The following is a 25,454-nucleotide window of genomic DNA, read 5'->3' on the forward strand; positions in this document are numbered from 1 at the left end:
CTTATTAAATCGTAGAAATCAATTCATTGTAGCTGTTTTTTTCTTGAGCTGTCATTGATTTAATGAAAGATGGGCGGCTAAAGATACGATGACAATACAAGAAAATCGGTCGGCAATGCTGTGCTGGTAATTCGATTCCCATACTTTTAAGGCGCAAGAAGATCGGGGCTAGCATGCAGTCCAGAATGGAGAAGGTTTCTGACATGAAAAATGGAAAATGCTGAAACAGGGGCGTCAGTGAGATCAAGGTATCCCTGAGTTCTTTTTGCGCCTTTTGTTTTTGTTTCAGGTCCAGGCTATCGGCATGTCTGAGCATATGATCTGCCAGTTTGAACCAGTCCTGTTCAAAGCGCCAGATATATTGTCGCTGTTCTGCTCTGGCCATCGGTGCATCGGCATAGAGTTTATTCTGGCGATAACGGTCATCTAGATATTCAGCAATCACGTTGGCTGAAAATAGCTTTAGGTTTTGTTCAATCAACATCGGCAGCTGATTGTAGGGATTGAGGTCTGCCAAATCCTCATCTTCATGGTCGGTGATAATGAGCTGATATTTGATTTGTTTTTCAGCAAGTAAAAAACGAATCCAGTGTGAGCGGAAATCATCTGCATGACTATAAAGCGTAATGCCTTGCACAGGGCTTGGGGGATTTTCTAAAGACATAAATCCAAAAAATTCTGATTGACTGTTTAGAATACTAAAATTAACGTTGGAAAGCACTTAAACATTAATAATATGAGCCTTACAGAATAGATTTATTATTCAATAAGTTCAATGAGAGAAAATAGAATGAAACTAGATTACCTGATTGTATTGTGCGGTGTGTTGTTACTAGGTGGTTGTGCGGGTTCGCCTAAGGGAGTGGGGCAGAGCAATATTTCTTCGATAGAGAGTGAGGCGGCAGCTGATGCCGTGATTGCTGCTGGGGCTGATGAGGATAGTGGGCAACAATATGGTGGCATTAAAAAGCAGTATGTGGTCAAAGCTTGTCAGGTGACTATTTATAATGATGGACCGATCCAGATGGTACATGAAAAAACCGGGCAGCCGTGTAATGCACCGATTCCGAAAGACCATCAATTTTCCAAAAGCACTCGAAGCTATCAGCAAAATGGCTGTACTGTCACCGAGTTTGCTGCTGCCGATGGCACAGGTGATGCAGTCATGGATTGTTCTAAAAAGAAGTAATAAATCATAGGCAATAAAAAACCTCGGAAAATCCGAGGTTTTTTGTCCAATTCGTAAAACGATTAACGTTTAGAGAATTGAGGACGTTTACGTGCTTTACGTAAACCAAGTTTCTTACGTTCAACTTCACGAGCATCACGAGTAACGAAACCAGCTTGACGAAGAGCAGGTTTTAAGTTTTCGTCAGCAGCGATCAATGCACGAGTAATACCGTGACGGATAGCGCCAGCTTGACCACCAATACCACCACCTTTAACAGTGATGTAAAGGTCAAATTTTTCAGTAACTTCTAAAAGTTCTAAAGGCTGACGTACAACCATACGAGCAGTTTCACGACCGAAATATTGCTCTAAAGTACGATTGTTGATTACGAGTTTGCCTGTACCAGCTGACAAGAAAACACGTGCAGTTGCGGTCTTACGGCGACCTGTACCATAATTAGTAGCCATGTGCTGTATCCCTTAGATGTCCAAAACTTGTGGCTGTTGAGCAGTATGAGGATGCTCGCTACCAGCGTACACTTTCATTTTTTTGATCATTGCATAACCAAGAGGACCTTTTGGTAACATACCTTTAACCGCTTTTTCCAAAACAGCTTCAGGTTTGTGAGCAATTAACTTCTCGAAGTTAGTCTCACGGATACCACCAGGGAAACCAGTATGGCGATAGTATTTCTTATCAAGTGATTTGTTACCCGTCACTTGAACTTGTTCAGCATTGATCACAACGATGTAATCGCCAGTGTCAACGTGAGGAGTATAAGAAGTTTTGTGCTTACCGCGTAAACGACGAGCGATTTCAGTCGCAAGGCGACCTAAAGTTTTGCCAGAAGCATCAACAACATACCAATCGTGTTGAACTTCAGCTGGCTTAGCGCTGAGAGTTTTCATTTAAACCACTACCTATTATAGTTGGTTTGGACGGTGGAATCTGTCCAAACAAAAGGAGACCGAATTCTACATGAGTTTATATCCATGCACAAGAAAAAAACGCTACCGAAGCCAGAAATTGCTGCAATGTGACTGAATTGGGAACTAATCGGCGGTGAGTTGCAGGGCCTGTTATTTCGCTTGAGGCAGCGCCGGGATTAACCTATTATTTTTTATGCCAATTATTTGAAATAAATAGAAGTATTTACCTCTTCTCTCGGGGAATTTGATGAAGTTGTCGTTTTCTACAAAAATGGTTGTAGTCACCTTGCTGGTAGGTGTTTGTGCGACCCAGACCCATGCACGACGACTGTATAAATGGGTCGATCAGACCAGTGTGACCAATTATTCTGAATTCCAGCCGAAAGAGGGCACTAGTCGTAAACTTGAAGTGCTGGAAAGTCGTGGCAACGATCATATTGATCCTGCAATGGCGGTTACCGCTGAAATGAAAGCCATCGAAATTCCGGTAGATCCGCTGAATCTGCAAGGGACATCAAGTACTACATTGACAACTCCTGCACCTCAGTTACCCGCACCGACCACCCAGACCATCGTAAAGCAAGGGGCTATGGTCGCTGCTTATGCCCGTCCAGCCAGTACAGTCGTGAACACCACAGCACTTGAGAAAAAAGAAGCTCCACTTCAGCAGGCGCTGCCAGCAGCAGAAAAAAAAGACAGTATCAACAACCCTTTTGCTGACAAGCCAGTAAGTACGGTTGCCGTGAGTGAAAAAAAAGAAGAAATGGCTTTAGCACAGCCGGAGAAGAAAGCACAGCCCAAAGTGAATCCATGGACCCGAAAGGTCGAATTTGTTCCTTCCAATCTTGTTCCACAGAACCTGTCTAAAGCTGTGCTGCCTGAACGCTGATCCCGCAGCTTGATTGAGCGGATAAAATAATGTTTTATGAGTATGAATCCAAATAAAAAAGACTCATGATGCTGCGCGTAAAACAATTTCTATTGGGCTGTCTGTTCGGACTAATCACAACTTATTTCATTCTGATCACCGGGTTTGGAATCTATTACGGTTTTAGTGGAATGGTCGGCGTGGCTTTAGTCAGCATGTTTATGCATTTCACACCTTTTCCATATCTGCTTTATTTGGCAGGTGGGCTGATTTTTTTCTGCATACCAGTGCAGCGTTTTAGCCAGACCCATCGCCAACTGTGGAAATGGCTGGCTATTGCTATTGGGGTTGCTGGGGTCCTGATTTGCTTGTCAGAACTTGCGCATGTGCTCGGCTGGCTAAATGCCGAGTTTCATTTGCCACGAAAACCGGAAGACTAAATACTTCAATACTCATATTTTGACCTTTATAAAGGCTGAGTTTAGCAAGGGTTTAGGCAAAGACCGTGCTGATTTTAACGAAGAGCCATTACTTTTTTGGCTGTATGTACTGTAATAAAGGGCTATTGCTGTCCTTTCAACAGAATTTATAAAAAGGTGGGGCTATAGCTGCTTTTAGATTTTGGTTACACTAGCAGGAAATCAAAAGACTGGCGCTAGATATGCTTCCTTTATATGTCACTTCAGGTGAACCGGCTGGAATTGGTCCAGATATCTGTCTGAGTCTGGCGGAACGGATTGATGAGCGGCCGCTGGTGGTATTGGCTGATATCGAAATGTTGCAGCAACGTGCCAATCTACTCGGTTTAAATGTTGAACTGATTGCTTATCAGGGGCAAGTAGCATCGAGTTTGCAGGGGCAACTCTTTGTTGAACATGTGCCTTTGGCAAAACCGGTGAATTTAGGGCAGTTAGATTCTGCCAATGCGGCTTATGTATTGAAGCAATTGCGCCGTTCGGCTGATTATGCCATGTCTGGACAAAGTGTCGGTGTGGCCACGGCGCCTGTACAAAAGTCCATTATCAATGAGGCGGGCATCGCGTTTAGCGGACATACCGAGTTTTATCAGGAGTTTGCTGGTGTTGATCGTGTGGTGATGATGCTGGCGACCAAAACGCTACGGGTGGCTCTGGCAACCACTCATTTGCCGTTGCGCGATGTGCCTGCTGCCATTAGTCCAGAACGTTTACATCAGGTGCTTGATATCCTGATTCATGACTTAAAAACCAAATTTAAAATTTCTGCACCGCGTATCTTGGTATGTGGCTTAAATCCGCATGCGGGCGAGGACGGCTATTTAGGTCGTGAAGAAATTGAGGTGATTAATCCGGTGCTGGAAAGCTATCGAGCGCAGGGCGTGAACATGAGCCTGAGTTTGCCAGCAGATACCTTGTTTACCCCGGAAAATCTCAAAGATGCAGATGCGGTTTTAGCGATGTATCACGATCAAGGCTTACCTGTGTTAAAATCACAGGGCTTTGGTGAAGCAGTAAACATTACATTAGGCTTGCCATTTATTCGAACCTCTGTCGATCATGGTACGGCACTCTCTCTTGCAGGCACTGGACAGGCAAAAGCATCGAGCTTGCATGTTGCAGTGGATTTAGCACTTGATTTGGCAAGAATCTCCCCCAGCCCCTCTTTATAAAAGAGGGGGGAATTAAGTTTCAAATATTGAGTATAAATATATGTATCAAATTAATGCCCTAAACCCTAAAGATGAAGGGCATCAGGCTCGAAAACGTTTTGGTCAAAACTTTTTACATGATCAACGTGTGATTGCCAAAATTGTACGCTCAGTGAATCCTCGTGCGGGCGAAAACATTGTTGAAATTGGCCCTGGTCTGGCAGCATTGACCTCACCGTTAATTGGTGAGTGTGATGCATTGACCGTAGTTGAACTGGACCGTGATTTGGCAGCAGGCTTGCCAGGCCGTGTACCACATCCTGAGCGTTTGACCATTGTTGAAGCAGATGCCTTGAAGTACGACTTTACCCAGCTGTTTCAGGAAGGCCGCCCACTACGTGTAGTGGGGAATTTACCCTATAACATTTCAACACCACTGTTGTTCCATCTCTTGGAGTTTGGTGACAAAGTCAAAGACATGCACTTCATGTTGCAAAAAGAAGTGGTGGACCGTATTACCGCAACACCCAATACCAAAGAGTATGGTCGTCTTTCGGTCATGATTCAGTATTACTGCAAGCCAACCTTCTTGTTTGAAGTGCCACCGGGATCATTTAACCCACCGCCAAAAGTCACCTCGGCAGTATTCCGTTTAGAGCCTTACGAAACCAAACCGATTGTGGCAAAAAATGAGAAAGCGTTAGCGCGTTTGGTGGGGCACGTATTTACTCAACGCCGTAAAACCTTGCGAAATAGCTTAAAAGGCATGCTGGTGGAAGATGGCTTTGAAAAAGCCGGGGTTGACCCAATGGCGCGTCCAGAAACCTTAAGTCTGGCAGATTTTGTGGCGCTTTCCGATCAGATGGTGGCCTGATGTCTAAGCGCTATAATTATGTCATTGGTGATGTGCAAGGCTGTTTTGAAGCACTAAAAGCGTTGCTGAAAGAAATCCGCTTTGATCCGGACCAAGACTTTTTATGGTTCGCTGGCGATCTGGTGGCGCGTGGTGAAAACTCGGTCGGTGCCTTACGCTTTATTAAAAAGCTGGCTGACCGTGGGGCCGCTGCAACGGTGTTGGGTAATCATGACCTGACCTTGATTGCCTGTGCGCGTGGCTTTAAAAAACCCAAAGAAAAAGACCATACCCAGGAAGTGATTGACGCAATTGATGGCGATGAGCTGATTGACTGGCTACGTAAACAGCCTTTAAGTCTGTCTCCAAATCAACACACCTTGATTACTCACGCGGGTGTACCCTGTATCTGGAGCGCTGAAAAGACAGTTGCACTGGCACAAGAAGTACAACAGGTTGTTGCGCATGATGATCTCTCGGTGCTGGATGCTTTTCTGGCAGAAATGTATGGTTCTCAACCTGATCTGTGGTCGGATGAGCTGACAGGTATGGCGCGATTGCGTTGTATCACCAATTATCTGACCCGTATGCGTTTGACTGATGCCGAAGGGCGTCTGGAGTTTGAATTTAAGGATGCCCTAGATGCGCCGATGCCAGCGGGTTTTCAACCCTGGTTTGAGTTTGAAAGTCAGGCCGCACACACCCATCAGCTGATTTTTGGACATTGGGCGGCATTACAGGGCAAGACCATTAGTCCTCAAATTCAAAATGTGGATGGTGGCTGTGTCTGGGGACAACAATTGGTGGCTTTACGTTTAGAAGATCAGCAGCTTTTTGCGGTAGATAACCCGCTTGCCTGATGGATGCAGTGCTATTTTTAGATGCCCATTTTTGCTTGGAAAATGGGCATTTTTTATTTTAAGACTGTCAAAAAACTGTCATACACTGATCATTAAAGTGTCAAAAAATGCTTATAAGCTAAAAGCATGAAAATAACGACACAAATGGATGGCGATATGCAGAGTACATACGCGACATCTCTATTCAAGCAAGAGTTTCCTGAAAATTTTAAATTTTACTTTAAAAGGAAACAACTCAAAAATAAACAAGATGAATTGTCTGAACTGCATGATCTGGTTCGTCCTCGTCTCCGTATCGCGATTGTGACTGAAACCTGGCCCCCAGAAATTAATGGCGTGGCTTTATCCATGATGCAGTTATGTCAGGGTTTACAGCGACTTGGACATAAAATCTTACTGGTACGTCCCACACAAAAAACAGTCTGTACCGAATTCCATCCCGATCAGGAATGTCTGGTGATGTCTCAGCCGATTCCCAAATATCCGAGTGTGCAATTCGGATGGCCACAATATCTCAAGGTGTCCAAAGCCTTTGAGAAATTTATGCCGGATGTGGTGCATATCGTCACAGAAGGGCCCTTGGGATTAACCGCTTTGCAGGCTGCAAAATCGCGAAAGGTTGCAGTATCGAGTGGCTTCCATTCAGCCTTTCATGACTTTAGCCGGTTCTTTGATCTGGCTTTTCTGGTCAAGCCGATTCAACGTTATCTGACCTGGTTCCATAACAGTACCGATGTCACCTGCGTACCCAGTCAATACACCGAACAGGCTTTACGCGGTTTTGGCGTAACCTGTCCTTTGGTGGTGGTCGGACGTGGTGTGGATACGGAAAAGTTTTCACCGAAACATCGTTCAGAACAGCTTCGCCAGCAATGGGGCGCTGATGCAGATACTCGTGTCATGCTATATGTCGGGCGTTTGTCACCTGAAAAAGAAGTCGATGTGCTGATCAAGAGTTTCCATGCCTTACAGGCACAACAAGGCAAAAACACTAAATTCGTGATTGTGGGCGAAGGACCAGACCAGACACGTCTGAGCAAAATGGCGCAATCCAGTGATGTGATCTTTATGGGGAGCCTGAGCGGGAAAGCGCTTTCGGCGGCTTATGCCAGTGCCGATGTGTTTACCTTTGCCAGTCAGGCCGATACTTTCGGAAATGTGGTGTTGGAAGCCATTGCCAGTGGTTTGGCAGTGGTGGCCTATGACTATGTCTGTGCCCATCAACATGTTCGGCATGGGGTCACCGGCTGGTTGAGCCAGCTTGGAGAGACCACAGATTTTATTCAATCCATTTGTCATTTACCTGCGCTACCGCAATTGAGACAAATGGGCTTACTGGCCAGCGAAAGCGTACAACACAGCAGCTGGCAGTTTCCGGTACAACAATTAGAACATGCATTTTATCAGGTCGTGAGGAGTCTCCCATGACGCCGACCTAAATCCTGAAGAGGAGAAAAAGTATGAAATTTCAAAATGCAAAAATAAAAATGCTGGATCTCGATTTAAAAGGGTGTGTCTATCTCAACCATCTTTCACAGTCGCAACGTATCGCTTTATTTTTTAAAACAATCAGCCGATTGGGTGATGGGCCATTTTGGTATGTCATGTTGCTATCAGTTTGGGCGATGCATGGCTTGGCATACGGGGTGCAGATATTGTATCTGATCGGGGCGGGTTCTGTAGGCACCTTGATTTATAAGTTTTTAAAACATAAAACTACCCGTCCAAGACCTTATCAGGTGCATCAGGTCATTGTCTTGGGGGAGCGACCACTCGATCATTTCAGTTTCCCTTCGGGTCACACCTTACATGCGGTCATGGTCACCATCACTTTGGGTTATATCCAGCCCCTGTTATTGATCCTGATGCTACCGTTTACGATCTTGGTCGCATTGTCACGAATGATTCTGGGACTACACTATCCAAGCGATGTCATTGTCGGTGCAATGATTGGTGCATCGGTGGCAAGTGCGATCATTTTGCTGGCACCGAGCTTTAATCTGGTTCTGTAACGCATTTTACAAGCGTTTTAGCGACAATTTAGCACTTCAACACTATCTCTTAAATCCGGTGTTTTGTTAAAGTAGGCTCAATCACATACATTTATTCAGGTTGTTATATGGGCTTACGCTGGACAGATACGATTGATATTGCAATTGAACTTACCGAAGCACATCCAGATGTCGATCCGCAATGGGTGCGATTCACGGATTTGCATGCCTGGGTGTGTGCTTTACCAGACTTTAGTGATGATCCGAATAAATCAACCGAAGGTTTGCTTGAAGCCATCCAAATGGCCTGGCTGGATGAAGTTCGTTAAAAATTCGTCAGAAATCGCTGAACTTTTGCATATTCAAGCTGATTATTAACGATGACATCGGTATAATGCGGCAAATTTTTTAGTTTAGACCATAATAGGAGTCAATCATGGCGATTGAACGTACTTTATCTATCGTAAAACCAGATGCAGTTTCTAAAAACCACATCGGCGACATCTTTGCTCGTTTCGAAAAATCAGGTTTGAAGATCGTTGCTACTAAAATGAAACACCTTTCTCAAGCTGATGCTGAAGGTTTCTATGCTGAGCACAAAGAACGCGGTTTCTTTGCTGACCTCGTTGCATTCATGACTTCTGGTCCAGTGGTTGTTTCAGTTCTTGAAGGCGAAAACGCAGTTCTTGCTCACCGTGATATCTTGGGCGCAACGAACCCGAAAGAAGCGGCTCCAGGCACAATCCGCGCTGACTTCGCTGTAAGCATCGACGAAAACGCTGCTCACGGTTCTGACTCAGTTGCTTCTGCTGAGCGCGAAATCGCTTACTTCTTTGCTGATAACGAGATTTGCCCACGCACTCGTTAATCCAAAGTATTCGAGCCAGATAAGTGGTATACTACTTATCTGGTTTTTTATTTCTTATTGATTGTATTGTGCAAATAATGCACAGTATTTTTTAGCGCTGATATTGTTTAGGTAAATATACATGAGTTCTGCAGTGGTCGTTTCATCAGAAAATTTAGATGAAAAACAACAGTCTGTTACTACGCCTGTCGTTCAAGCTGCCGAGCATAAAGTCAATTTACTTGGCATGTCTCGAGCTGAACTGGAAAAATTCTTTGAAGATCTGGGCGAAAAAAAGTTTCGCGCCGGTCAGGTCATGAAATGGATTCATCAATATTTTGTGACAGATTTTGCCGAGATGACCAATATCTCGGGCAAATTACGTGAAAAATTAGAAAAAATCTGTGAAATTAAAGCGCCTGAAGTGGTGCATCGTAACTATTCCAAAGATGGCACCCGTAAGTGGGTATTCCGTGTCGGTGATGGTGAGGGCTCGCTGGTTGAAACGGTCCTGATTCCGGCAGATGATAAAACCGGTGCGCGTAAAACCCTGTGTATTTCTTCACAAGTGGGTTGTGCACTGGATTGTTCATTCTGTTCTACCGGTAAGCAAGGTTTTCAGCGTGATTTAACCCCTGCAGAAATTATTGGTCAGCTGTGGATGGCGAACTATTCCTACATGGAAGAAGTGCCAGTTGCAGAGCGTGAACGTACCGTCACCAATGTCGTGATGATGGGAATGGGCGAACCCTTGCTCAATTATGATGCTGTGCTCAGTTCGATGCAGTTGATGTTGGATGACTTTGCTTATGGCATGTCGAAACGCCGTGTCACCTTATCAACCTCGGGTGTGGTGCCAAAGATCGATCAACTGGCGCAGGACATTGATGTTGCCCTGGCAATTTCATTACACGCACCGAATGACGAATTGCGTAATGAGCTGGTGCCGATCAATAAAAAATATCCGTTACAGCAACTGATTGCGGCTTGCCAGCGTTATTTGGGCAAAGATGGCAATGAAAGTTCTCGTCGCCATGTCACCATTGAATATGTGATGCTGGAAGGGGTCAATGACCAGCCTGAGCATGCACAGCAATTGTTAAAATTGCTGAAAAACTTACCAAGTAAAATCAACCTCATTCCATTTAATCCGTTCCCGCATGCGCCGTACGGCCGTTCGAGCCGTAACCGCATTATTGCCTTCCAAAAAACTTTGTCGGATGCCGGATTTGTGTGTACGATTCGTCAGACACGTGGCGATGATATCGATGCGGCATGTGGACAATTGGTAGGACAGGTGGCTGACCGAACCCGTCGTGCTGAACAGTGGAAAAAGAAAGTGGCGCAACGACAAGAAATATTGCGCACACAAGGATAAAACTTGGGGAAAAAGCGTTGAATACAACTCGATCAAAAACGATTATAGCGACAGCTGTTGTGTTTACTTTACTTGGCTTAACAGCTTGCCAGACGCCATCTACAACATTAAAAAAAGATCCGGAAAAAGCGGTGCAGGTGCGTACGCAACTTGCGGCAGAATATATTCGTACACGTGATCTGGATTCAGCCAAGCGTTCGCTTGATCAGGCATTAAAACTGAATTCTCGGGATGCCAACGCCAACATGATGATGGGCATCCTGCTGCAACAGGAAGGCAGCGCAGCCAATATGGAAAAAGCGGAGTCTTATTTCAAGCGTGCTATTTCCTCCGAACCAGATAATGCTCAGGCGCGTAATAATTACGGTACATATTTGTACCAGCAGCAACGCTATAATGAAGCCATTGAGCAATTTACCCGTGCGGGCGCAACTCTGGGTTATGATCAGCGTTTTCAGTCGCTGGAAAACCTGGGGCGAATCTATTTAAAACTCGGCGATGTGGCGAATGCTGAAAAAGCATTCAAACAGGCGCTACAAGCGAATCGAAACGCAACAATTTCAATGTTAGAGTTGGCGGAAATTTTCTATTTGCAACAAAATAATAGAGATGCATCGCAACTATACGAACAATATGTTCGTAATGTAGGTCAGAAAAACCAGGGTGCCCGTGCGCTTTGGATTGGTTTACGCATTGCTCGGGCAAATGCGGATCAGTTAGGAATGCAAGTGTTAGTCAATCAGTTACGCGCTTTATTTCCTGATAGTCCAGAATATCAACGTTATTTGCAATTACAGTACAGTACTGAGGCCGTATGGAAATAAATCCAAATTCACATCAGCCAACTGGCTCAACCTCGCCATCGTCTGCGTTAGGAAATATTCAACGACCTGGTGAGTATTTGCGTCAAATTCGTATTGCACAAAAGAAAGAAATTGAAGAGATTGCAAACGTATTGAACATGCCGGTCAAAACCTTGACGGCATTAGAGCAAGATGACTACAAGTCATTGCCAGAAGCGACCTTTATCAAAGGCTATTATCGTGCTTATGCCAAGCATTTAAATGCGGATGCAAGCGCGATCATTCAGCGTTTTGATGAAATCTATGTTAATGATACCGGTCTTAAAGCCAGCCATGCCCTGAATAACTCTCCGATTAAGATCATGGGGAAATTGTCAGGTTCGAAAAGCGTACGTAACCGCAAATGGTTAAAACGCATTGCGATTGTGGCAGCGGTGGCAGTATTGGCATGGTTAGCGGTCATGGCTGTACAGAATTGGACATCAAGCCATAAGGATGATGCGGATGTACCAAAGATCAAAAACTCTGAAGTTGAAATTCTGCCGATGGGTGGAAATACAACGGCAGCAACATCTGGTGACCAATTAGTCCTGAACTTCAGCCGACCAACCTCTGTGCATATTGTGGATGCAACAGGTAAAGTATTGGCAACAGGTCGTCAGGCATCGACCTTGAATCTGAGTGGTCAGTCGCCATTCCAGATTCGTTTGGACGATGCGACCGCTGTATCCCTGGTTTTGAATCAGGAACAGATTTCATTGTCTCCTTATACCGTCAATGGAAAAGCAGAATTCCGTTTGTCTCGTTAACGACAAAGAGTAGAGCTATACGATGATTGTGAACCCCATTAAACGCCGCCCGACACGTAAAATCCGTGTCGGTTCGGTGTATGTCGGTGGTGATGCCCCGATTAGTGTTCAAAGTATGACGAATACTGAAACCTGTGATGTCGATGCGACTGTCGCGCAAATCCAGCGCTGTGCAGATGCTGGTGCAGATATCATGCGTGTTTCTGTTCCTTCAATGGAAGCAGCAGAGGCATTTGGTGCTATTCGTAAACGTGTGACCGTGCCTCTGGTGGCGGATATTCATTTTGATCATCGTATTGCGTTGGCTGTGGCGGATTATGGTGCCGACTGTTTGCGCATTAACCCGGGGAATATCGGTTCAGATCAGAAAGTACGTGAGGTGGTTGCTGCGGCAAAACATCATGGTATTTCGATCCGTATCGGTGTGAATGCGGGTTCACTGGAAAAAGATTTACAGGCGAAATATGGCGAGCCAACCGGGCAGGCCTTGCTTGAGTCGGCGATGCGTCATATCGATATTCTGGACCGTCTGGACTTCCATGAGTTCAAAGTCAGCGTAAAAGCTTCGAATGTTTTCCTGACCATGGATGCGTATCGCTTATTGTCGCAACAGATTGATAATCCTTTGCATCTCGGTGTCACAGAGGCAGGTATCTATCGTACCGGTACGGTGAAATCAGCCATCGCGCTGGGTGGATTATTGATGGAAGGCATTGGCGATACCATGCGTATCTCGCTTGCTGCCGAGCCGGAAGACGAGATTAAAATCGGGTTTGATATTTTAAAATCGTTGGGCTTGCGCTCAAACGGCATTAACTTTATTGCTTGTCCAAGCTGCTCACGTCAGGAATTCAATGTGATTCAGGTGATGCAGGCACTGGAAGAGCGTTTAGAAGATATCCGTACGCCGATGGACTTGTCTGTGATCGGGTGTAAGGTGAATGGTCCGGGTGAAGCCAAAGAAGCGGATATCGGGATTGTCGGGGCATCTCCGCGTTCACTGGTGTACCGTAATGGCGAAAAGAGCCATTTAATTGATACAAATCAGTTGGTTGATGAAATTGAAACAATGGTTCGTCAACGTGTTCAAGAGCTTGAAGAAGCAAAATCTAAAGAAATTATTCGTAGTTCATCATGAGTTCAATCGTCGCTATCAAAGGTTTTAATGACATCCTTCCAACGCAAACTGCGGCTTGGAGAAGTCTGGAACAACAACTTGCATCTTTAATGGATGCGTATGGTTATCAACAGATTCGTTTACCGATCGTTGAGCAAACCGGTTTATTCAAACGTGCTATTGGCGATGCGACCGATATCGTTGAAAAAGAAATGTATACCTTTTTTGACAAGGGTAATCCGCCTGAATCACTGACGCTACGTCCAGAAGGGACAGCAGGTTGTGTACGTGCCTTGCTTGAACATAACCTGTTGCGCGGCGCGACGCCACGTGTGTGGTATATGGGACCGATGTTCCGTTATGAAAAACCGCAAAAGGGCCGTTACCGCCAGTTCCATCAGTTTGGTGTAGAAACCTTTGGTGTGGCAACACCCGATATCGATGCCGAGCTGATTTTACTGACAGCACGTTTGTGGAAGCGTATGGGCGTTGCGGACAAGGTTCAACTGGAGTTGAATACACTCGGGGAAACCGACGAACGTGCAGAATACCGTGCCGCATTGGTTGAGTTTTTAAATCAGCACAAAGATGCTCTGGATGAAGACTCGCAACGTCGTTTAACCACCAATCCATTGCGTATTCTGGACTCTAAAATTGAGTCGACCCAAAAGATTCTGGAAAATGCACCTAAGTTGCATGATTTCCTCAAAGAAGATTCAATCAATCACTTCCAGCAATTACAGCAATACCTCACTGATGCGGGTATTGAGTTTGTGATTAACCAGAAGTTAGTCCGTGGTTTGGATTACTACAACAAAACCGTATTTGAATGGACCACCACCATGTTGGGTTCACAAGGCACGGTGTGTGCAGGTGGTCGCTATGACGGTCTGGTCGGGCAGTTAAAAGGTAAGGCGGATCAGTCTGTGCCTGCGGTTGGCTTTGCGATGGGGATGGAGCGTTTGCTCCTGTTGCTCGAGCAAGTCGAACAAGCCAAAACAGTACGTGATTGCGAAATCTTCTTGTTGGCAGAACCGGCTTATCAAGCCAAAGCTTTGGTCTTGGCGGAACAGATTCGTGATCAGCTGGAAGCGGCCCATAGCCCGATTCGTTTAAAAACAGGTTCACAAGGCAGCATGAAAAGCCAAATGAAAAAGGCCGATCAGTCGGGTGCAATTTTTGCGATGATCTTGGGTGAGCGCGAGTGGGAATCACAGCAGCTTCTCATTAAAGAATTGGCGACAGCAGAGCAGTCTCAAGTTGCTTTGACTGAACTGACGCCGTTTTTGATTGAAAAATTTAAACAATAAGTTGAAGAATTTAGGAAAAGGACAATCACATGAGTTTAAGTGATGATGAACAGCTCGACAGTTTAAAGTCGTTTGCCAAAAAATATGGTTCTGCAATCATTAGCGGAATTCTCATTGCCTTGATTGCCTTTTTCGGATGGGAATACTGGCAAAAGAAAAATCTTGCCGAAGCCCAGAACCAGACGGCGAAGGTGCAGAAGTTGATGGATGAGGCCAAAGCTGCCACAGGTCAGCCCAATGCCTTTGCAAGCTTGTCTGAAGCTGCAGATAAAATTGTGAAAGAAGATGCCGATTCTGCTCAGGCAATTCAGACACAATTTGTTATGGCGAAGCTTGCGTATGACAAGCAGGACTATGCTGCTGCTGAAAAAGCCTTGAAGAAAGTTGAAAACTCAAAAGTAAAAGATGAGGGTTTGCTACAGGTTGTAAAAATACGTTTGGCTGATGCGCAATTGGCACAAAACAAATTTGACGAAGCCTTAAAAACCTTGTCCGCTGTGACAGAGCCTGCGTTCAAGGCTACTGCTGATGAGCTTCGCGGTGATATTTTTGTTGCGAAGAAAGACAACGCCTCTGCGCGTAAAGCGTATCAAAGTGCATGGGATAACCTGCTCGAGCGCAAACAGGAGCGTCAGCTTTTACAAATTAAACTCGAAAGTGTTGGCGTTTTAGTAGATGATCCTGAGTTTGAGCGCCCGATTTTAGATACCAAAGTGGATGAGTCTTAATGCAGAATAAACTAAAACTTCCTTTGGCAATTGCAATTGCTTCAGCTTTACTTGTTGGATGTTCGAGCAATAAAGTAAAAGAGGCAAAACCAAATCCATTGCCAAAAATCACGCAAGAACAAAGTTTAAACCTTGTTTTTTCACAAAGTGTTTCGTCTACCAATGCGGCTGAGGCTTTGCGCTTACAGCTGGATACAGACAATGGTGTGATTTTTGCGATTGACCCTGATGGTCAGGTGTCTGCTTACAAAGGCAAAGAACGCCTTTGGAAAAGCAAGATTACCAAACAGGAACTGACTGCTGGTGTAGAAGCCGGTGAAGGGATTGTGGTCATTGGCAATCGTAAAGGACAGTTATTTGGTTTAGATCAGGCGACAGGTGAGCAAAAATGGACGGCAAAACTGTCAGGGGCCATTCTGTCGCCATCCTTGATCCAGTCGGGTCGTGTAATTACCATTGCCAATGATGGCACTGTGTTTGCGCATGATGCAGTAACAGGCCAGCAAGTCTGGGCCTATAAACTGCCAAATGTACAGTTTAGTTTACGTGGTCAGCCAGCCCCAGTGCGCTTGGATGAGCGTACCGTGTTGATTGGTTCTGCCAATGCTTATGTATATGCACTAGATATTATCAGTGGTGTGCCTCGCTTCCAGCGTCGTGTGGCGATTAGCGATGGCCGTTCAGACATCCAGCGTTTGATTGATGTGGTCGGCGATCCGGTTGTTGCAGGTCAATTCCTTGTCACCACAAGCTTCCAGGGTCAGGTTACCGTAATCGATCTTGCTTCACAACGTGTGGTATGGAGTGAAGATGCCAGCAGTACCAACACTGCCGAGGTTGCCGAAGATAAAGTATTCGTGACCACAACCGATGGCAAGTTAAATGCTTATAACTTGGCGACTGGCGAGTTGGTTTGGCAGAATGAAGAACTGTTAAACCGTCAGCTGAGTAATCCTGTGATGTTAGGACAAAACCTGGTGGTGGGTGATCTGGATGGTGTACTTCATCTGATTAATCCGGCTTCAGGCAAGTTGATCGGTCGTGCCAAAACCAGTGGTGAAGTGCGTTCATTGCGTGTGATTGACAACCAGCTTTATGTTGCAACACGAAAAGGTGCATTAACCATTTGGCAGAATCGTTAATTTTGCCTTAGCTTGTGCTAAAATGCTCAATTAGCTATTGCTAATAAAAGAATGATCGGGGTATTTGTTTAAACAAAACCCCGAATTTTTATTGTGATTACTTGATCACCAAAATCTTCCATACTGTTTCTGATACGATGTCATCAACGATGGCTCGTCTGAATTAAGGTTAATTTATGAAACCCGTTATTGCGCTCATTGGTCGTCCAAACGTCGGAAAATCAACGCTATTTAACCAAATCACCAAAAGTCGTGATGCTTTGGTTGCTGACTTCGCTGGTTTAACTCGTGACCGCAAATATGGCGATGCGGTTTATCAAAATAAATCATTCATTGTCGTAGATACGGGCGGTATTGGTGAGAATGAAGGTGGCATTGACTCTTACATGGCTGAGCAGTCAAAAACAGCTATCCATGAAGCAGACATCATTGTATTTGTGGTGGATGCGCGTGCTGGCTTATTGGCTTCAGATGAGCAGATTGCCCGTGAGCTACGTACATTGGGCAAGAAAGTCCATCTGGTGGCCAACAAGGTCGATGGTGTCCATGCAGAAGCTGCATTAGTTGAATTCTACAAGCTCGGTATGGGCGAACCGATGCAGGTTGCGGCCAGTCATGGTCGTGGTGTACAGCAAATGCTTGAAGAAGTGTTGGCTGAAGTCCCAGAAGATGAAAATCCGGACGAGCACAACAAAAATACCGGTTTGCGTTTAGCGATTATCGGTCGTCCAAACGTGGGTAAATCGACGTTGGTGAACCGTTTACTCGGGGAAGAGCGTGTGGTTGCGTTTGACCAACCAGGTACAACCCGTGACTCGATCTATATCCCTTATGAGCGTGATGGTCGTCAATATACCTTGATTGACACTGCCGGTGTACGCCGTAAAGGTAAAGTCGATGAGATGATTGAGAAATTCTCAATCGTTAAAACCTTGCAAGCGATGAAAGACGCGCATGTTGTGGTCGTGGTGGTCGATGCACGTGAAGGGATTGTTGAACAAGACTTACATTTGATTGGTTATGCACTTGAAGCAGGCCGTGCCATGGTCATTGCGATCAATAAATGGGACAACATGACCGAGTATGATCGTAAGCAATGTAAACTTGATGTGGAGCGTCGTTTTGACTTTATTCCATGGGCAAAAATCCATTTGATTTCAGCGTTACATGGTACCGGCGTGGGTGAGCTTTATCCTTCGATCCATCGTGCTTACGAGTCGGCAAACCTAAAAGTTTCACCGGCGAAACTGACCCAGATTCTAAGTGATGCTACTGAGGCACATCAGCCACCAATGATCAGTGGTCGTCGTATTAAAATGCGTTATGCGCATATGGGAGGACAAAATCCACCAACCATCGTCATTCATGGTAACAAGGTGGATAAGACTCCAGCGGATTATCGTCGTTATCTGGAAAACGTATTCCGTAAAGTCTATAAGCTTGAAGGTACGCCAGTTCGTATTGACTTTAAAACCTCAGAGAACCCATTTGAAGGACGTAAATCCCAAGTGGACGAACGCGTTGCAGCACGTAAACGTCGTTATGTTCAGAAGTTCAAGAAAGCAGAAAAGAAATTCAAGCGTTAAGCTGTATTCAATGCTTAAAAGCCCAAACTTTGCTTTGGGCTTTTTTATACACGGGAGATGTTGCTCATGACGACAGGTATCATACACATCCATGTTCAGGCATTGGCGCAGCTGCTGCAAAAGGATAAAACTGATTTTGCCGATTTCAGAGACTTTAATCATTATCAAAAACAGCAGATTCAGGCACGACGTAATCAGCTTTTGGCTCATCAACTGCATTGCACTATAGATGATCTGGTGTTTTCCAAACATGAGCATGGCAAACCTTTTTTAAGCTCTCATGCCTTACATTTTAATCATTCGCATAGTCAGCAATATTATGCACTGGCAATGAGCGAACGTGTTCAAGATATCGGCATTGATGTTGAAGTACTGGACCGAAAAGTCCGTTTTGATGCCTTGGCCCAGCATGCCTTTCATCCGGAGGAATACCAGATCTGGCAACAGCAAGATCAAGATACAGAATATTGGTTTAGGATCTGGACCACCAAAGAAGCGATTTTAAAAGCCTCAGGTCTTGGTATTCGTTTAGACCTAAATAGTTTGAATACACAGGTGCATCCTACAAATCAGGAGGGCATGTGTTCGCATCCATTGATTGGCACTTTTGCCTATCAGAACTTTATCCTGAACCAGAAAATCGTAGTCACCATTGCATGGCGGGCAGAGCGGTCTTGCCGAGGTTTTCAGTTTCCAAAAATTCAGATCATTCAGCATTAAAGCATCGTCAGATAGAGCAGATTTTAACGCGATAAAAAAATGCCAGCATATTGCTGGCATTTTATTTGAATCAAGGAGGAGAGGGATTTAAGGAATCTCTTCTTCTTCAAATTCAGGTTTAACTTGAACAATAAAGTCCTGACGGTTCAGACCACGCCATAAAGCGAATGCTGTACCGATATAGATCGATGAGTAAGTTCCCACGAATACACCGACAAACATGGCAACAGAGAACCAGTGTAAACCATCACCACCCAGGAACATCATGGCAAGAACCACAAGTAACAAGGTCATCGAGGTATGGATGGTACGGCGTAAGGTTTCTGTCAGTGCAATATCAACGATTTCACGTGGTGTGGCACCACGAATCTTACGGAAGTTCTCACGGATACGATCCGAGACAACGATGTTATCGTTGAGTGAGAAACCGATCACCGCAAGGACTGCAGCCAACACGGTTAAGTCGAAAGGCCACTGGAATAATGCGAATGCACCGATAATCAGTACGATGTCATGGAATAATGACATGACCGCGCCCATCGCGAGTTTAAACTCGAAGCGAATGGTGACGTAGATCAGCATCAAGATCAAAGCCAGTGCAACAGCGCCTGCAGAACGCACGTAAAGCTCATTTCCGACAGCACCACCTACCGCATCTACTTTATGCACTTCAACGGTGTTATTCGGTAATTGAACCGCTTTGGTGATGCTATTGCTGAGGTCTTCGACATTCAGGTCTTCTTGCACAGGCATACGCACGATCAGGTCGGTATTACTGCCCAAGGTTTGTACCACGGCATCTTTAAAACCAGCACGGTCAAGTGTCTGAACCACTTGCGTAGGCTGTACACCTTGCTTGTAGTTCAATTCGGCAGAAATCCCCCCGGTAAAATCCAGTCCGAGATTCAAGCCTTTGGTCACGATAAAGAAGATACTCGCAATCGTCAGCAGGATCGACAAGATTGCCGCCGGTTTGGCAATCTTCATGAACGGGATAATTTTCAGGTTATCCGGGCGACCGTATTGTTTTGAGTCTGGTTGAGTCAGATCAGTCATATGAATCTCCTTAAATACTCAACTTTTTCAAATTACGGCGTTTGCCATAAATGAGCTGGACGATGGCACGAGTGACGGTAATGGCTGTAAACATTGAACAAATAATACCAATCATCAATGTTACCGCGAAGCCTTTAATCGGACCTGTTCCAATCGCGAACAAGATAAACGCAACCAGTAAGGTAGTTAAGTTCGAGTCAAGAATGGTGTTATAGGCTCGATCATAACCTGCCACAATCGCCTGTTTGGGCGAGGCACCCCAGAGCATTTCTTCCCGTATTCGTTCACAGATCAGGACGTTGGAATCGACTGCCATACCAATGGTAATCACGATACCCGCAATACCTGGCAGGGTGAGGGAAGCACCAATCCATGACATCACGGTCAAGATCATGGCCAAGTTAAAGACCAGGGCAAAGTTTGCGATCAGACCGAATAAACGGAAGAACACGACCATCCAGATCGCAACCAGCAAGAAGCCGATCTGAGTTGAGAGTACACCTTTGTCAATGTTTTCCTGACCGAGGCTAGGACCAACCACACGTTCTTCAACGAAGTACATCGGCGCAGCAAGTGCACCTGCACGCAGCATCAAGGCAAGCTCGGCTGCTTCTTGTGGTGAATCCAGACCGGTAATCCGGAATTGTGAACCCAGCACAGCCTGAATGGTTGCCGCATTGATCACCACAGATTCGGTATACGGGGTGCGAACTTCAGTCTGAACGCCTGTATTCGGGTCTGCAACATAAGAGATCTTCTGTTTATTTTCGATAAACAGGACTGCCATTCGTTTGCCAACTGCACCACGCGTTGCATCTGACATGAGCTTACCGCCGGCAGAGTCCAAAGTAATGTTAACTTCAGCACCACCAGAATCCTGGCTAAAGCCAGAGCTTGCATTCTGAACACGCTCACCGGTCAAGATACGGTTACGTTGTAACAGTAACTGACGACCGCTATCCAGTGATTGGTAAGCGAATACCTCAGTGCCAGGAGGAAGCGGCTGACCGTTATATTTACCGGTATACGGATCGATATATTGATCATTGCTGTCTGCAACCAGACGGAATTCCAGGTTGGCTGTACGACCCAAGACACGTTTTGCCTCAGCCGTATCCTGTACACCCGGTAATTCAACAACAATACGGTTGCTGCCTTGTGTTTGTACCAAAGCTTCTGCCACACCCAGTTCGTTGATACGGTTACGTAGGGTGGTTAAGTTTTGGTTCACTGCATAAGACTGAATTTCCTGACGACGGGCATCGGTATAATTCAGTCTTAAAGTCGCACCAGATGAGGTCGCAACTGCCTGTTGAGTAAACTCGTTACCATTACGACGCAAGAAATCAGTCGCTGCATCGCGGTCTGCATTGTTTGCAAACTGCACTGTAATGGTGTTGTTGTTTAACGCCAGGTTATTGAATTTGATTTTGTTATCACGGAATTGACGACGCAAATCAGTCGCAGATGTTTCCATACGCTGACTAATCGCTTTATCCATGTCGACTTCGAGCAAGAAGTGCACACCGCCACGTAAGTCCAGACCGAGTTTCATCGGTTTAGCCCCAATCTTTTGCAACCACTCCGGTGTGGTTGGCGCAAGGTTGAGTGCAACGACATAGTCATCACCAAGATCACGACGAAGCACTTCTTTGGCTTTTAACTGCGCCTCAGAAGAGCTTAAACGTAATAATGCCGCATTGTTGGTGAAGCTATTGTCGTGACTGCTAATATCGGCAGTTTTTAAAATCTGCTCAGCTTTTTGCACGATGGTCTGATCAATCTTGGTGCCGGCTTTTGCGCCAGAAATCTGGACGGCAGGCTCATCTGGATACAGACTTGGAAGTGCATATAACGTACTGATCACAAGGACAACCAGGATCAGTAAATATTTCCATGCAGGGTAACGCATTCGCTTTCTTCTTAAATGAAAAAGTCGTGCTGAGGCACGACTATTTTATGATTAAAGGTTATTTAATGTGCCTTCAGGTAATACTGAAATGACACTCGCACGCTGGATTTTTACCTCAACACCACGAGTGAGTTCAACGACTGCAAAGTCACCTTCGAGTTTGATAATTTTCCCCATTAAACCACCAGCAAACACGATCTCGCTGCCGACACCCAGACTTTCGATCAAAGAACGGTGTTCTTTGGCACGTTTTGCCTGAGGTCTCCAGATCAAGAAATAGAAGATTGCGATAAATACCGCGATCATCAACAAGTTAGCCATAAGACTTGGACCTTGTGTTGCACCTGGTGCAGCATGAGCAGTAGAGATGAAAAGACTCATTTCGTTTTCCTAAAATTAAAAAGCCAAAAAATTAACAATAAATTCCAATTCGTTTTGCAATGTACCTTGTCTTGCGATCAGGCGCAAATCTTGATGCATTTACCTGACATTAGTCTTCTGGGCAAGGCGGAACATCTAATCCACGACGTGCATAAAAGTCCTGAACGTATTCATCAAATGTGCCGTTATCCAGCGCATCACGCATACCTTGGGTCAGGCGTTGGTAGTAACGCAAGTTATGGATGGTGCCGAGCATTGAAGCCAACATCTCACCGCACTTCTCTAAATGATATAAATAGGCACGGGTAAAGTTTTTACAAGTGTAGCAATCACAATGTGGGTCTAATGGCCCTTTGTCATGACGATATTTGCTGTTACGGATTCTGACCAGACCATCGGTCACAAAATAATGACCATTACGAGCATTACGGGTTGGCATCACACAGTCAAACATATCGACACCACGGCGCACCGCTTCCACGATATCTTCTGGTTTACCCACACCCATCAGGTAACGTGGTTTGTCCTGTGGCATTTTGTTCGGTAGATAATCAAGCACCTTGATCATTTCTTCTTTCGGTTCACCGACCGACAAGCCACCAATCGCATAACCGTCAAAACCGACTTCCAACAAGCCTTTCAGTGACTCATCACGCAGGTCTTCGTACATGCCACCCTGAATGATGCCGAATAAAGCATTTTTATTCTTAAGCTCATCATGGTGGTGGGTTTTACAACGTTTTGCCCAGCGTAAAGAAAGCTGCAATGATTTTTGCGCTTCTTCATGGGTTGCAGGGTAAGGAGTACACTCATCAAAAATCATCACGATGTCTGAGTTGAGTACCTGTTGAATTTCCATCGAAATTTCTGGAGACAGAAACACTTTTGAACCATCGATCGGCGAACGGAAGGTGACGCCTTCTTCCTTGATCTTACGCATTGCACCCAAGCTAAAGACCTGGAAACCGCCCGAATCCGTCAAAATCGGTTTATCCCATTTGATAAACTCATGCAGACCGCCGTGCTCTTTAATCACTTCCAGACCAGGGCGTAAGTAAAGATGGAAGGTATTACCCAGAATAATTTGTGCCTGAATGTCTTCAATATCGCGCGGCAACATGCCTTTGACCGTGCCGTAAGTACCGACCGGCATAAATACAGGTGTTTCAACCACACCATGTTCTAAGGTGAGTCGACCACGACGGGCGCGCCCCGACTGGCCTAATTTTTCAAATTTCATACACTATCCATCAAGGCGAAAAAACAGTTCGCTGATCAAAAGCGGCTATTTTCCTTGATTATGGCGTCCAGTTCTACTACTAAATGTAGCGAGAGATAAAATAGATTTAGTTTGATAAGTTTTTAGTGATATTTGCTCGAATGTTGATGAGCAAATACTGATTTACGTGAATAAGGTTTTGCATTTTGTAATGCGACATTTGTGAGGAAATTTGCTATCGAGATGGCGGCATGGATGCCGCCGCGTTAGACTGCGGTAGCAGGGATGTACCGTCAGTCTATGAACAGCGATTAAAGCTGTGCAAGGGTTTTGGTTACTTCTGCCAAAACAAAAGTAACTCCAACCGAAGGTTTTTACTGAAATGAGAGAGATAACTATAAGACGCTAATATGTTTAACTACCGCACTAAAAATTCGGCTTATAGTCAAAATTTTCAGTCGCCAAATTATCCTTAAACGGACGAATGCTTTTCTTGGATAAGGTCAGGGTATTGATCAGATTGTTTGGAAATACTTCGATCTGGTTATTAAACAGTTCCACGTTACGATTAAAAATGGTAATCGCAGCACCGACATTCTCGTTTTGTTCCTGAATATCATCCATCATCTTGCTATACAGTGCGTCCGCTTTCAGCTCAGGATAATTTTCGACCACCACATTCAAGCTACGGATCAGCTCTTTGCTCATTTTCTCAATTTGTTGTAACTGTGAAATATCCGTGTCATTGACATTGAGGTTAAGAATCTGCTGACGCAATTCAGTAACTTTTTCCAAAGTGGATTTCTCGAACTGGGTATATTGATCCAGCGTTGCTTCCAAGGCTTCTAGTGTTTTTACTTTTTGACGTTCAAAATTGGCCACTTCTGACCATGCCCGTTTGGTGGCATTAAAATAGCGTACGATGTTGTTGCGGATCGACACGCCCCAGACAATCAGTACCACAAAAATCCCCAAGAAAATGAGTAAACCTGTCATCGCTTGCCCCTTATTGTTATTGCGAGATGATTAGCTAATTAAATTCAGCATGAGTTGTTGAAACTTCTGATACTGCGGCATGGTCATGGTCCGCAAGTGTCCGCGTAATGCCGGAATATCATGTATTTCACTGCGTTTACTGGCGGTTTGGAAAAGATTTTGTTCGCCTACATAACACAGGATTTGTTCTTGATGATGATAAATTAAATCACCGTTAAAATGTTGAAAAAAATCATGTAATTTTAAAGTTAAACTCGGACTGACCTGCTTGGCCAACTGATGTTGATCCAGGCCAAAAATATTCAGTTCCCGATTAATCAGGATATCGCTGCTTTGCCAAGCACTGCTATAGGGCTCAAAAAAACGGGAACGCTGATCACTGACTGCAATCCCCAAAGCAGGCATTTGAAAAATAAAGGCGCCCCATAAATCCTTATGGATCTCTTTGACGATTTTCTTATCGTTACCCTGATCTTGCAGGATTGGCATTTCATTGACGTAATGATATTGAAAAAGCAGCACCTGATGCGTGGTTGTGCCATCGTGCCATGTCGTGGATGCGTATTGGGTGATTTCATTGGATTCACTGCCACGATTAAATAAGGGGAAATGTTGTTTTAATTTACTCATCACCAGTAGCGGTTGTGCCTGAATCGGTAAATAAGCAGGCAATTGCTGAAACTGTAGGCCATAACGTAATACCGTAATGCGTTGTTCAAGATAATTGATTACACGGGTGAGAGGTTCTCGTGGTTCATACAGCAGATACGCCAGAAAACCGCTTAGAAATGCCCCGAGCAGGCTCCAGATATATTGAATATGCGGATGCAGAAAATAGCCAAACACCAGCGTGCCGATGCTGATGATACCTAGTAAGTAGGGCAGGGCATTAAAAAAACACAGATTATGATCTTCACGCCACGGATGCAAAGCATCTAACAAGTCCTGATCGCTATGTGATTTTTGTCCAGCCTCCCACAAACGGGCGATATTACGGAATACCTGCGCATTTTTTTTACGCCGGATATGGAGGGCTTGTTGTACGGTATCGATCGGCATGGCGTTTTTATGTCATTATAATTGCTGGGTATAAACTGAATTATGCTTTAAATTTCAGAAACTAAGAAGTACCTTGCGGGTTATTTTAACCG

General features: G+C 44.9%; 28 protein-coding genes. 19 read left to right on the forward strand and 9 right to left on the reverse strand.

Going from position 1 to position 25,454, the window contains the following annotated elements; genetic code table 11:
• Positions 1-4: 4 nt before the first annotated feature.
• Complete coding sequence (locus MSG93_RS08350; RefSeq protein WP_004775645.1) at positions 5-664, reverse strand: glutathione S-transferase N-terminal domain-containing protein; 660 nt, start codon at positions 662-664, stop codon at positions 5-7.
• A gap of 126 nt (positions 665-790) precedes the next feature.
• On the opposite strand from MSG93_RS08350, the gene MSG93_RS08355 reads away from it, so the two are divergent.
• The gene (locus tag MSG93_RS08355; RefSeq protein WP_324621349.1) at positions 791-1,189 is read left to right on the forward strand and encodes a hypothetical protein; all 399 of its coding nucleotides are present in this window, start codon (positions 791-793) and stop codon (positions 1,187-1,189) included.
• A 62-nt stretch (positions 1,190-1,251) separates the two neighbouring features.
• Here MSG93_RS08355 and rpsI read toward each other — a convergent pair whose 3' ends face one another.
• Entirely contained in the window at positions 1,252-1,638 is a 387-nt protein-coding gene (gene rpsI, locus MSG93_RS08360) for a 30S ribosomal protein S9 (RefSeq protein WP_004775642.1), read from the reverse strand.
• 12 nt (positions 1,639-1,650) lie between these two features.
• Positions 1,651-2,079, reverse strand: coding sequence for a 50S ribosomal protein L13 (rplM, locus tag MSG93_RS08365; protein ID WP_005226762.1), 429 nt, complete (start codon positions 2,077-2,079; stop codon positions 1,651-1,653).
• A gap of 268 nt (positions 2,080-2,347) precedes the next feature.
• Here rplM and MSG93_RS08370 point away from each other — a divergent pair, with 268 nt between their 5' ends.
• From MSG93_RS08370 to MSG93_RS08455, 18 genes are all read left to right on the forward strand, one after another.
• Positions 2,348-2,989, forward strand: coding sequence for a hypothetical protein (locus tag MSG93_RS08370; RefSeq protein WP_324621350.1), 642 nt, complete (start codon positions 2,348-2,350; stop codon positions 2,987-2,989).
• A gap of 65 nt (positions 2,990-3,054) precedes the next feature.
• On the forward strand, positions 3,055-3,408 hold the full coding sequence (locus tag MSG93_RS08375) for a hypothetical protein (RefSeq protein WP_262766159.1): 354 nt from the start codon (positions 3,055-3,057) through the stop codon (positions 3,406-3,408).
• A gap of 221 nt (positions 3,409-3,629) precedes the next feature.
• Positions 3,630-4,616, forward strand: a complete 987-nt coding sequence (gene pdxA, locus MSG93_RS08380; RefSeq protein ID WP_324621351.1) for a 4-hydroxythreonine-4-phosphate dehydrogenase PdxA — start codon at positions 3,630-3,632, stop codon at positions 4,614-4,616.
• Positions 4,617-4,656: 40 nt separating this feature from the next.
• On the forward strand, positions 4,657-5,469 hold the full coding sequence (rsmA, locus tag MSG93_RS08385) for a 16S rRNA (adenine(1518)-N(6)/adenine(1519)-N(6))-dimethyltransferase RsmA (protein ID WP_004775636.1): 813 nt from the start codon (positions 4,657-4,659) through the stop codon (positions 5,467-5,469).
• Positions 5,469-6,308, forward strand: coding sequence for a symmetrical bis(5'-nucleosyl)-tetraphosphatase (locus MSG93_RS08390; protein ID WP_324621352.1), 840 nt, complete (start codon positions 5,469-5,471; stop codon positions 6,306-6,308). Before rsmA ends, MSG93_RS08390 begins: the two co-directional genes overlap by 1 nt.
• Before the next feature lie 156 nt (positions 6,309-6,464).
• Entirely contained in the window at positions 6,465-7,736 is a 1,272-nt protein-coding gene (locus MSG93_RS08395) for a glycosyltransferase family 4 protein (RefSeq protein WP_032870212.1), read from the forward strand.
• 32 nt (positions 7,737-7,768) lie between these two features.
• Positions 7,769-8,320: a phosphatase PAP2 family protein gene (locus MSG93_RS08400; RefSeq protein WP_009513084.1), complete on the forward strand. Its 552-nt coding sequence runs from the start codon at positions 7,769-7,771 to the stop codon at positions 8,318-8,320.
• 107 nt (positions 8,321-8,427) lie between these two features.
• A complete protein-coding gene (gene iscX / locus MSG93_RS08405; protein ID WP_005226785.1) occupies positions 8,428-8,628 on the forward strand; it encodes a Fe-S cluster assembly protein IscX in 201 nt (66 codons plus the stop codon).
• Between the two features lie 107 nt (positions 8,629-8,735).
• Positions 8,736-9,167, forward strand: a complete 432-nt coding sequence (gene ndk, locus MSG93_RS08410; protein WP_004775629.1) for a nucleoside-diphosphate kinase — start codon at positions 8,736-8,738, stop codon at positions 9,165-9,167.
• Positions 9,168-9,288: 121 nt separating this feature from the next.
• Positions 9,289-10,524 (forward strand): 23S rRNA (adenine(2503)-C(2))-methyltransferase RlmN, encoded by a 1,236-nt coding sequence (gene rlmN / locus MSG93_RS08415; protein WP_009513049.1) that lies wholly within the window; start codon positions 9,289-9,291, stop codon positions 10,522-10,524.
• A gap of 17 nt (positions 10,525-10,541) precedes the next feature.
• Positions 10,542-11,348 carry a type IV pilus biogenesis/stability protein PilW gene (pilW, locus tag MSG93_RS08420; protein WP_032881569.1) on the forward strand — a complete coding sequence of 269 codons (807 nt, stop codon included), beginning with the start codon at positions 10,542-10,544 and terminating at the stop codon, positions 11,346-11,348.
• On the forward strand, positions 11,339-12,136 hold the full coding sequence (locus MSG93_RS08425) for a helix-turn-helix domain-containing protein (protein ID WP_199949590.1): 798 nt from the start codon (positions 11,339-11,341) through the stop codon (positions 12,134-12,136). Before pilW ends, MSG93_RS08425 begins: the two co-directional genes overlap by 10 nt.
• A gap of 22 nt (positions 12,137-12,158) precedes the next feature.
• Positions 12,159-13,274, forward strand: coding sequence for a flavodoxin-dependent (E)-4-hydroxy-3-methylbut-2-enyl-diphosphate synthase (gene ispG, locus MSG93_RS08430; RefSeq protein WP_005226789.1), 1,116 nt, complete (start codon positions 12,159-12,161; stop codon positions 13,272-13,274).
• On the forward strand, positions 13,271-14,563 hold the full coding sequence (gene hisS, locus MSG93_RS08435; protein WP_324621353.1) for a histidine--tRNA ligase: 1,293 nt from the start codon (positions 13,271-13,273) through the stop codon (positions 14,561-14,563). The genes ispG and hisS overlap by 4 nt, the downstream gene beginning before the upstream one ends.
• A gap of 29 nt (positions 14,564-14,592) precedes the next feature.
• Entirely contained in the window at positions 14,593-15,291 is a 699-nt protein-coding gene (locus MSG93_RS08440) for a YfgM family protein (RefSeq protein WP_005226791.1), read from the forward strand.
• Positions 15,291-16,433: an outer membrane protein assembly factor BamB gene (gene bamB, locus MSG93_RS08445; RefSeq protein WP_032870141.1), complete on the forward strand. Its 1,143-nt coding sequence runs from the start codon at positions 15,291-15,293 to the stop codon at positions 16,431-16,433. The genes MSG93_RS08440 and bamB overlap by 1 nt, the downstream gene beginning before the upstream one ends.
• 176 nt (positions 16,434-16,609) lie before the next feature.
• On the forward strand, positions 16,610-18,019 hold the full coding sequence (gene der, locus MSG93_RS08450; protein ID WP_005226795.1) for a ribosome biogenesis GTPase Der: 1,410 nt from the start codon (positions 16,610-16,612) through the stop codon (positions 18,017-18,019).
• A gap of 66 nt (positions 18,020-18,085) precedes the next feature.
• Positions 18,086-18,739, forward strand: a complete 654-nt coding sequence (locus MSG93_RS08455) for a 4'-phosphopantetheinyl transferase family protein (protein WP_324621355.1) — start codon at positions 18,086-18,088, stop codon at positions 18,737-18,739.
• A gap of 87 nt (positions 18,740-18,826) precedes the next feature.
• On the opposite strand, the gene secF is transcribed toward MSG93_RS08455, so the two are convergent.
• The 6 genes from secF to MSG93_RS08485 form a co-directional block, all read right to left on the reverse strand.
• Positions 18,827-19,795, reverse strand: a complete 969-nt coding sequence (secF, locus tag MSG93_RS08460; RefSeq protein ID WP_324621356.1) for a protein translocase subunit SecF — start codon at positions 19,793-19,795, stop codon at positions 18,827-18,829.
• A gap of 10 nt (positions 19,796-19,805) precedes the next feature.
• Positions 19,806-21,707 (reverse strand): protein translocase subunit SecD, encoded by a 1,902-nt coding sequence (gene secD / locus MSG93_RS08465; RefSeq protein WP_005226800.1) that lies wholly within the window; start codon positions 21,705-21,707, stop codon positions 19,806-19,808.
• A gap of 51 nt (positions 21,708-21,758) precedes the next feature.
• Positions 21,759-22,088, reverse strand: a complete 330-nt coding sequence (yajC, locus tag MSG93_RS08470; protein WP_005226801.1) for a preprotein translocase subunit YajC — start codon at positions 22,086-22,088, stop codon at positions 21,759-21,761.
• 109 nt (positions 22,089-22,197) lie between these two features.
• Complete coding sequence (gene tgt, locus MSG93_RS08475) at positions 22,198-23,328, reverse strand: tRNA guanosine(34) transglycosylase Tgt (RefSeq protein WP_005289237.1); 1,131 nt, start codon at positions 23,326-23,328, stop codon at positions 22,198-22,200.
• A gap of 405 nt (positions 23,329-23,733) precedes the next feature.
• A complete protein-coding gene (locus MSG93_RS08480; RefSeq protein WP_009513072.1) occupies positions 23,734-24,303 on the reverse strand; it encodes a LemA family protein in 570 nt (189 codons plus the stop codon).
• Positions 24,304-24,333: 30 nt separating this feature from the next.
• Positions 24,334-25,362, reverse strand: coding sequence for a hypothetical protein (locus tag MSG93_RS08485; protein ID WP_324621362.1), 1,029 nt, complete (start codon positions 25,360-25,362; stop codon positions 24,334-24,336).
• Positions 25,363-25,454: the final 92 nt, after the last annotated feature.

This window comes from Acinetobacter sp. IK40 (genome assembly GCF_035615075.1).
In the GTDB taxonomy this organism is placed as follows: domain Bacteria; phylum Pseudomonadota; class Gammaproteobacteria; order Pseudomonadales; family Moraxellaceae; genus Acinetobacter; species Acinetobacter courvalinii.

Bases quoted from the DNA above. Each gene is read 5' to 3' on its own strand.
- MSG93_RS08350 (WP_004775645.1), bottom strand. From the start codon at position 664: ATGTCTTTAGAAAATCCCCCAAGCCCTGTGCAAGGCATTACGCTTTAT.
- MSG93_RS08355 (WP_324621349.1), top strand. From the start codon at position 791: ATGAAACTAGATTACCTGATTGTATTGTGCGGTGTGTTGTTACTAGGT.
- rpsI (WP_004775642.1), bottom strand. From the start codon at position 1,638: ATGGCTACTAATTATGGTACAGGTCGCCGTAAGACCGCAACTGCACGT.
- rplM (WP_005226762.1), bottom strand. From the start codon at position 2,079: ATGAAAACTCTCAGCGCTAAGCCAGCTGAAGTTCAACACGATTGGTAT.
- MSG93_RS08370 (WP_324621350.1), top strand. From the start codon at position 2,348: ATGAAGTTGTCGTTTTCTACAAAAATGGTTGTAGTCACCTTGCTGGTA.
- MSG93_RS08375 (WP_262766159.1), top strand. From the start codon at position 3,055: ATGATGCTGCGCGTAAAACAATTTCTATTGGGCTGTCTGTTCGGACTA.
- pdxA (WP_324621351.1), top strand. From the start codon at position 3,630: ATGCTTCCTTTATATGTCACTTCAGGTGAACCGGCTGGAATTGGTCCA.
- rsmA (WP_004775636.1), top strand. From the start codon at position 4,657: ATGTATCAAATTAATGCCCTAAACCCTAAAGATGAAGGGCATCAGGCT.
- MSG93_RS08390 (WP_324621352.1), top strand. From the start codon at position 5,469: ATGTCTAAGCGCTATAATTATGTCATTGGTGATGTGCAAGGCTGTTTT.
- MSG93_RS08395 (WP_032870212.1), top strand. From the start codon at position 6,465: ATGCAGAGTACATACGCGACATCTCTATTCAAGCAAGAGTTTCCTGAA.
- MSG93_RS08400 (WP_009513084.1), top strand. From the start codon at position 7,769: ATGAAATTTCAAAATGCAAAAATAAAAATGCTGGATCTCGATTTAAAA.
- iscX (WP_005226785.1), top strand. From the start codon at position 8,428: ATGGGCTTACGCTGGACAGATACGATTGATATTGCAATTGAACTTACC.
- ndk (WP_004775629.1), top strand. From the start codon at position 8,736: ATGGCGATTGAACGTACTTTATCTATCGTAAAACCAGATGCAGTTTCT.
- rlmN (WP_009513049.1), top strand. From the start codon at position 9,289: ATGAGTTCTGCAGTGGTCGTTTCATCAGAAAATTTAGATGAAAAACAA.
- MSG93_RS08425 (WP_199949590.1), top strand. From the start codon at position 11,339: ATGGAAATAAATCCAAATTCACATCAGCCAACTGGCTCAACCTCGCCA.
- ispG (WP_005226789.1), top strand. From the start codon at position 12,159: ATGATTGTGAACCCCATTAAACGCCGCCCGACACGTAAAATCCGTGTC.
- hisS (WP_324621353.1), top strand. From the start codon at position 13,271: ATGAGTTCAATCGTCGCTATCAAAGGTTTTAATGACATCCTTCCAACG.
- MSG93_RS08440 (WP_005226791.1), top strand. From the start codon at position 14,593: ATGAGTTTAAGTGATGATGAACAGCTCGACAGTTTAAAGTCGTTTGCC.
- bamB (WP_032870141.1), top strand. From the start codon at position 15,291: ATGCAGAATAAACTAAAACTTCCTTTGGCAATTGCAATTGCTTCAGCT.
- der (WP_005226795.1), top strand. From the start codon at position 16,610: ATGAAACCCGTTATTGCGCTCATTGGTCGTCCAAACGTCGGAAAATCA.
- MSG93_RS08455 (WP_324621355.1), top strand. From the start codon at position 18,086: ATGACGACAGGTATCATACACATCCATGTTCAGGCATTGGCGCAGCTG.
- secF (WP_324621356.1), bottom strand. From the start codon at position 19,795: ATGACTGATCTGACTCAACCAGACTCAAAACAATACGGTCGCCCGGAT.
- secD (WP_005226800.1), bottom strand. From the start codon at position 21,707: ATGCGTTACCCTGCATGGAAATATTTACTGATCCTGGTTGTCCTTGTG.
- yajC (WP_005226801.1), bottom strand. From the start codon at position 22,088: ATGAGTCTTTTCATCTCTACTGCTCATGCTGCACCAGGTGCAACACAA.
- tgt (WP_005289237.1), bottom strand. From the start codon at position 23,328: ATGAAATTTGAAAAATTAGGCCAGTCGGGGCGCGCCCGTCGTGGTCGA.
- MSG93_RS08480 (WP_009513072.1), bottom strand. From the start codon at position 24,303: ATGACAGGTTTACTCATTTTCTTGGGGATTTTTGTGGTACTGATTGTC.
- MSG93_RS08485 (WP_324621362.1), bottom strand. From the start codon at position 25,362: ATGCCGATCGATACCGTACAACAAGCCCTCCATATCCGGCGTAAAAAA.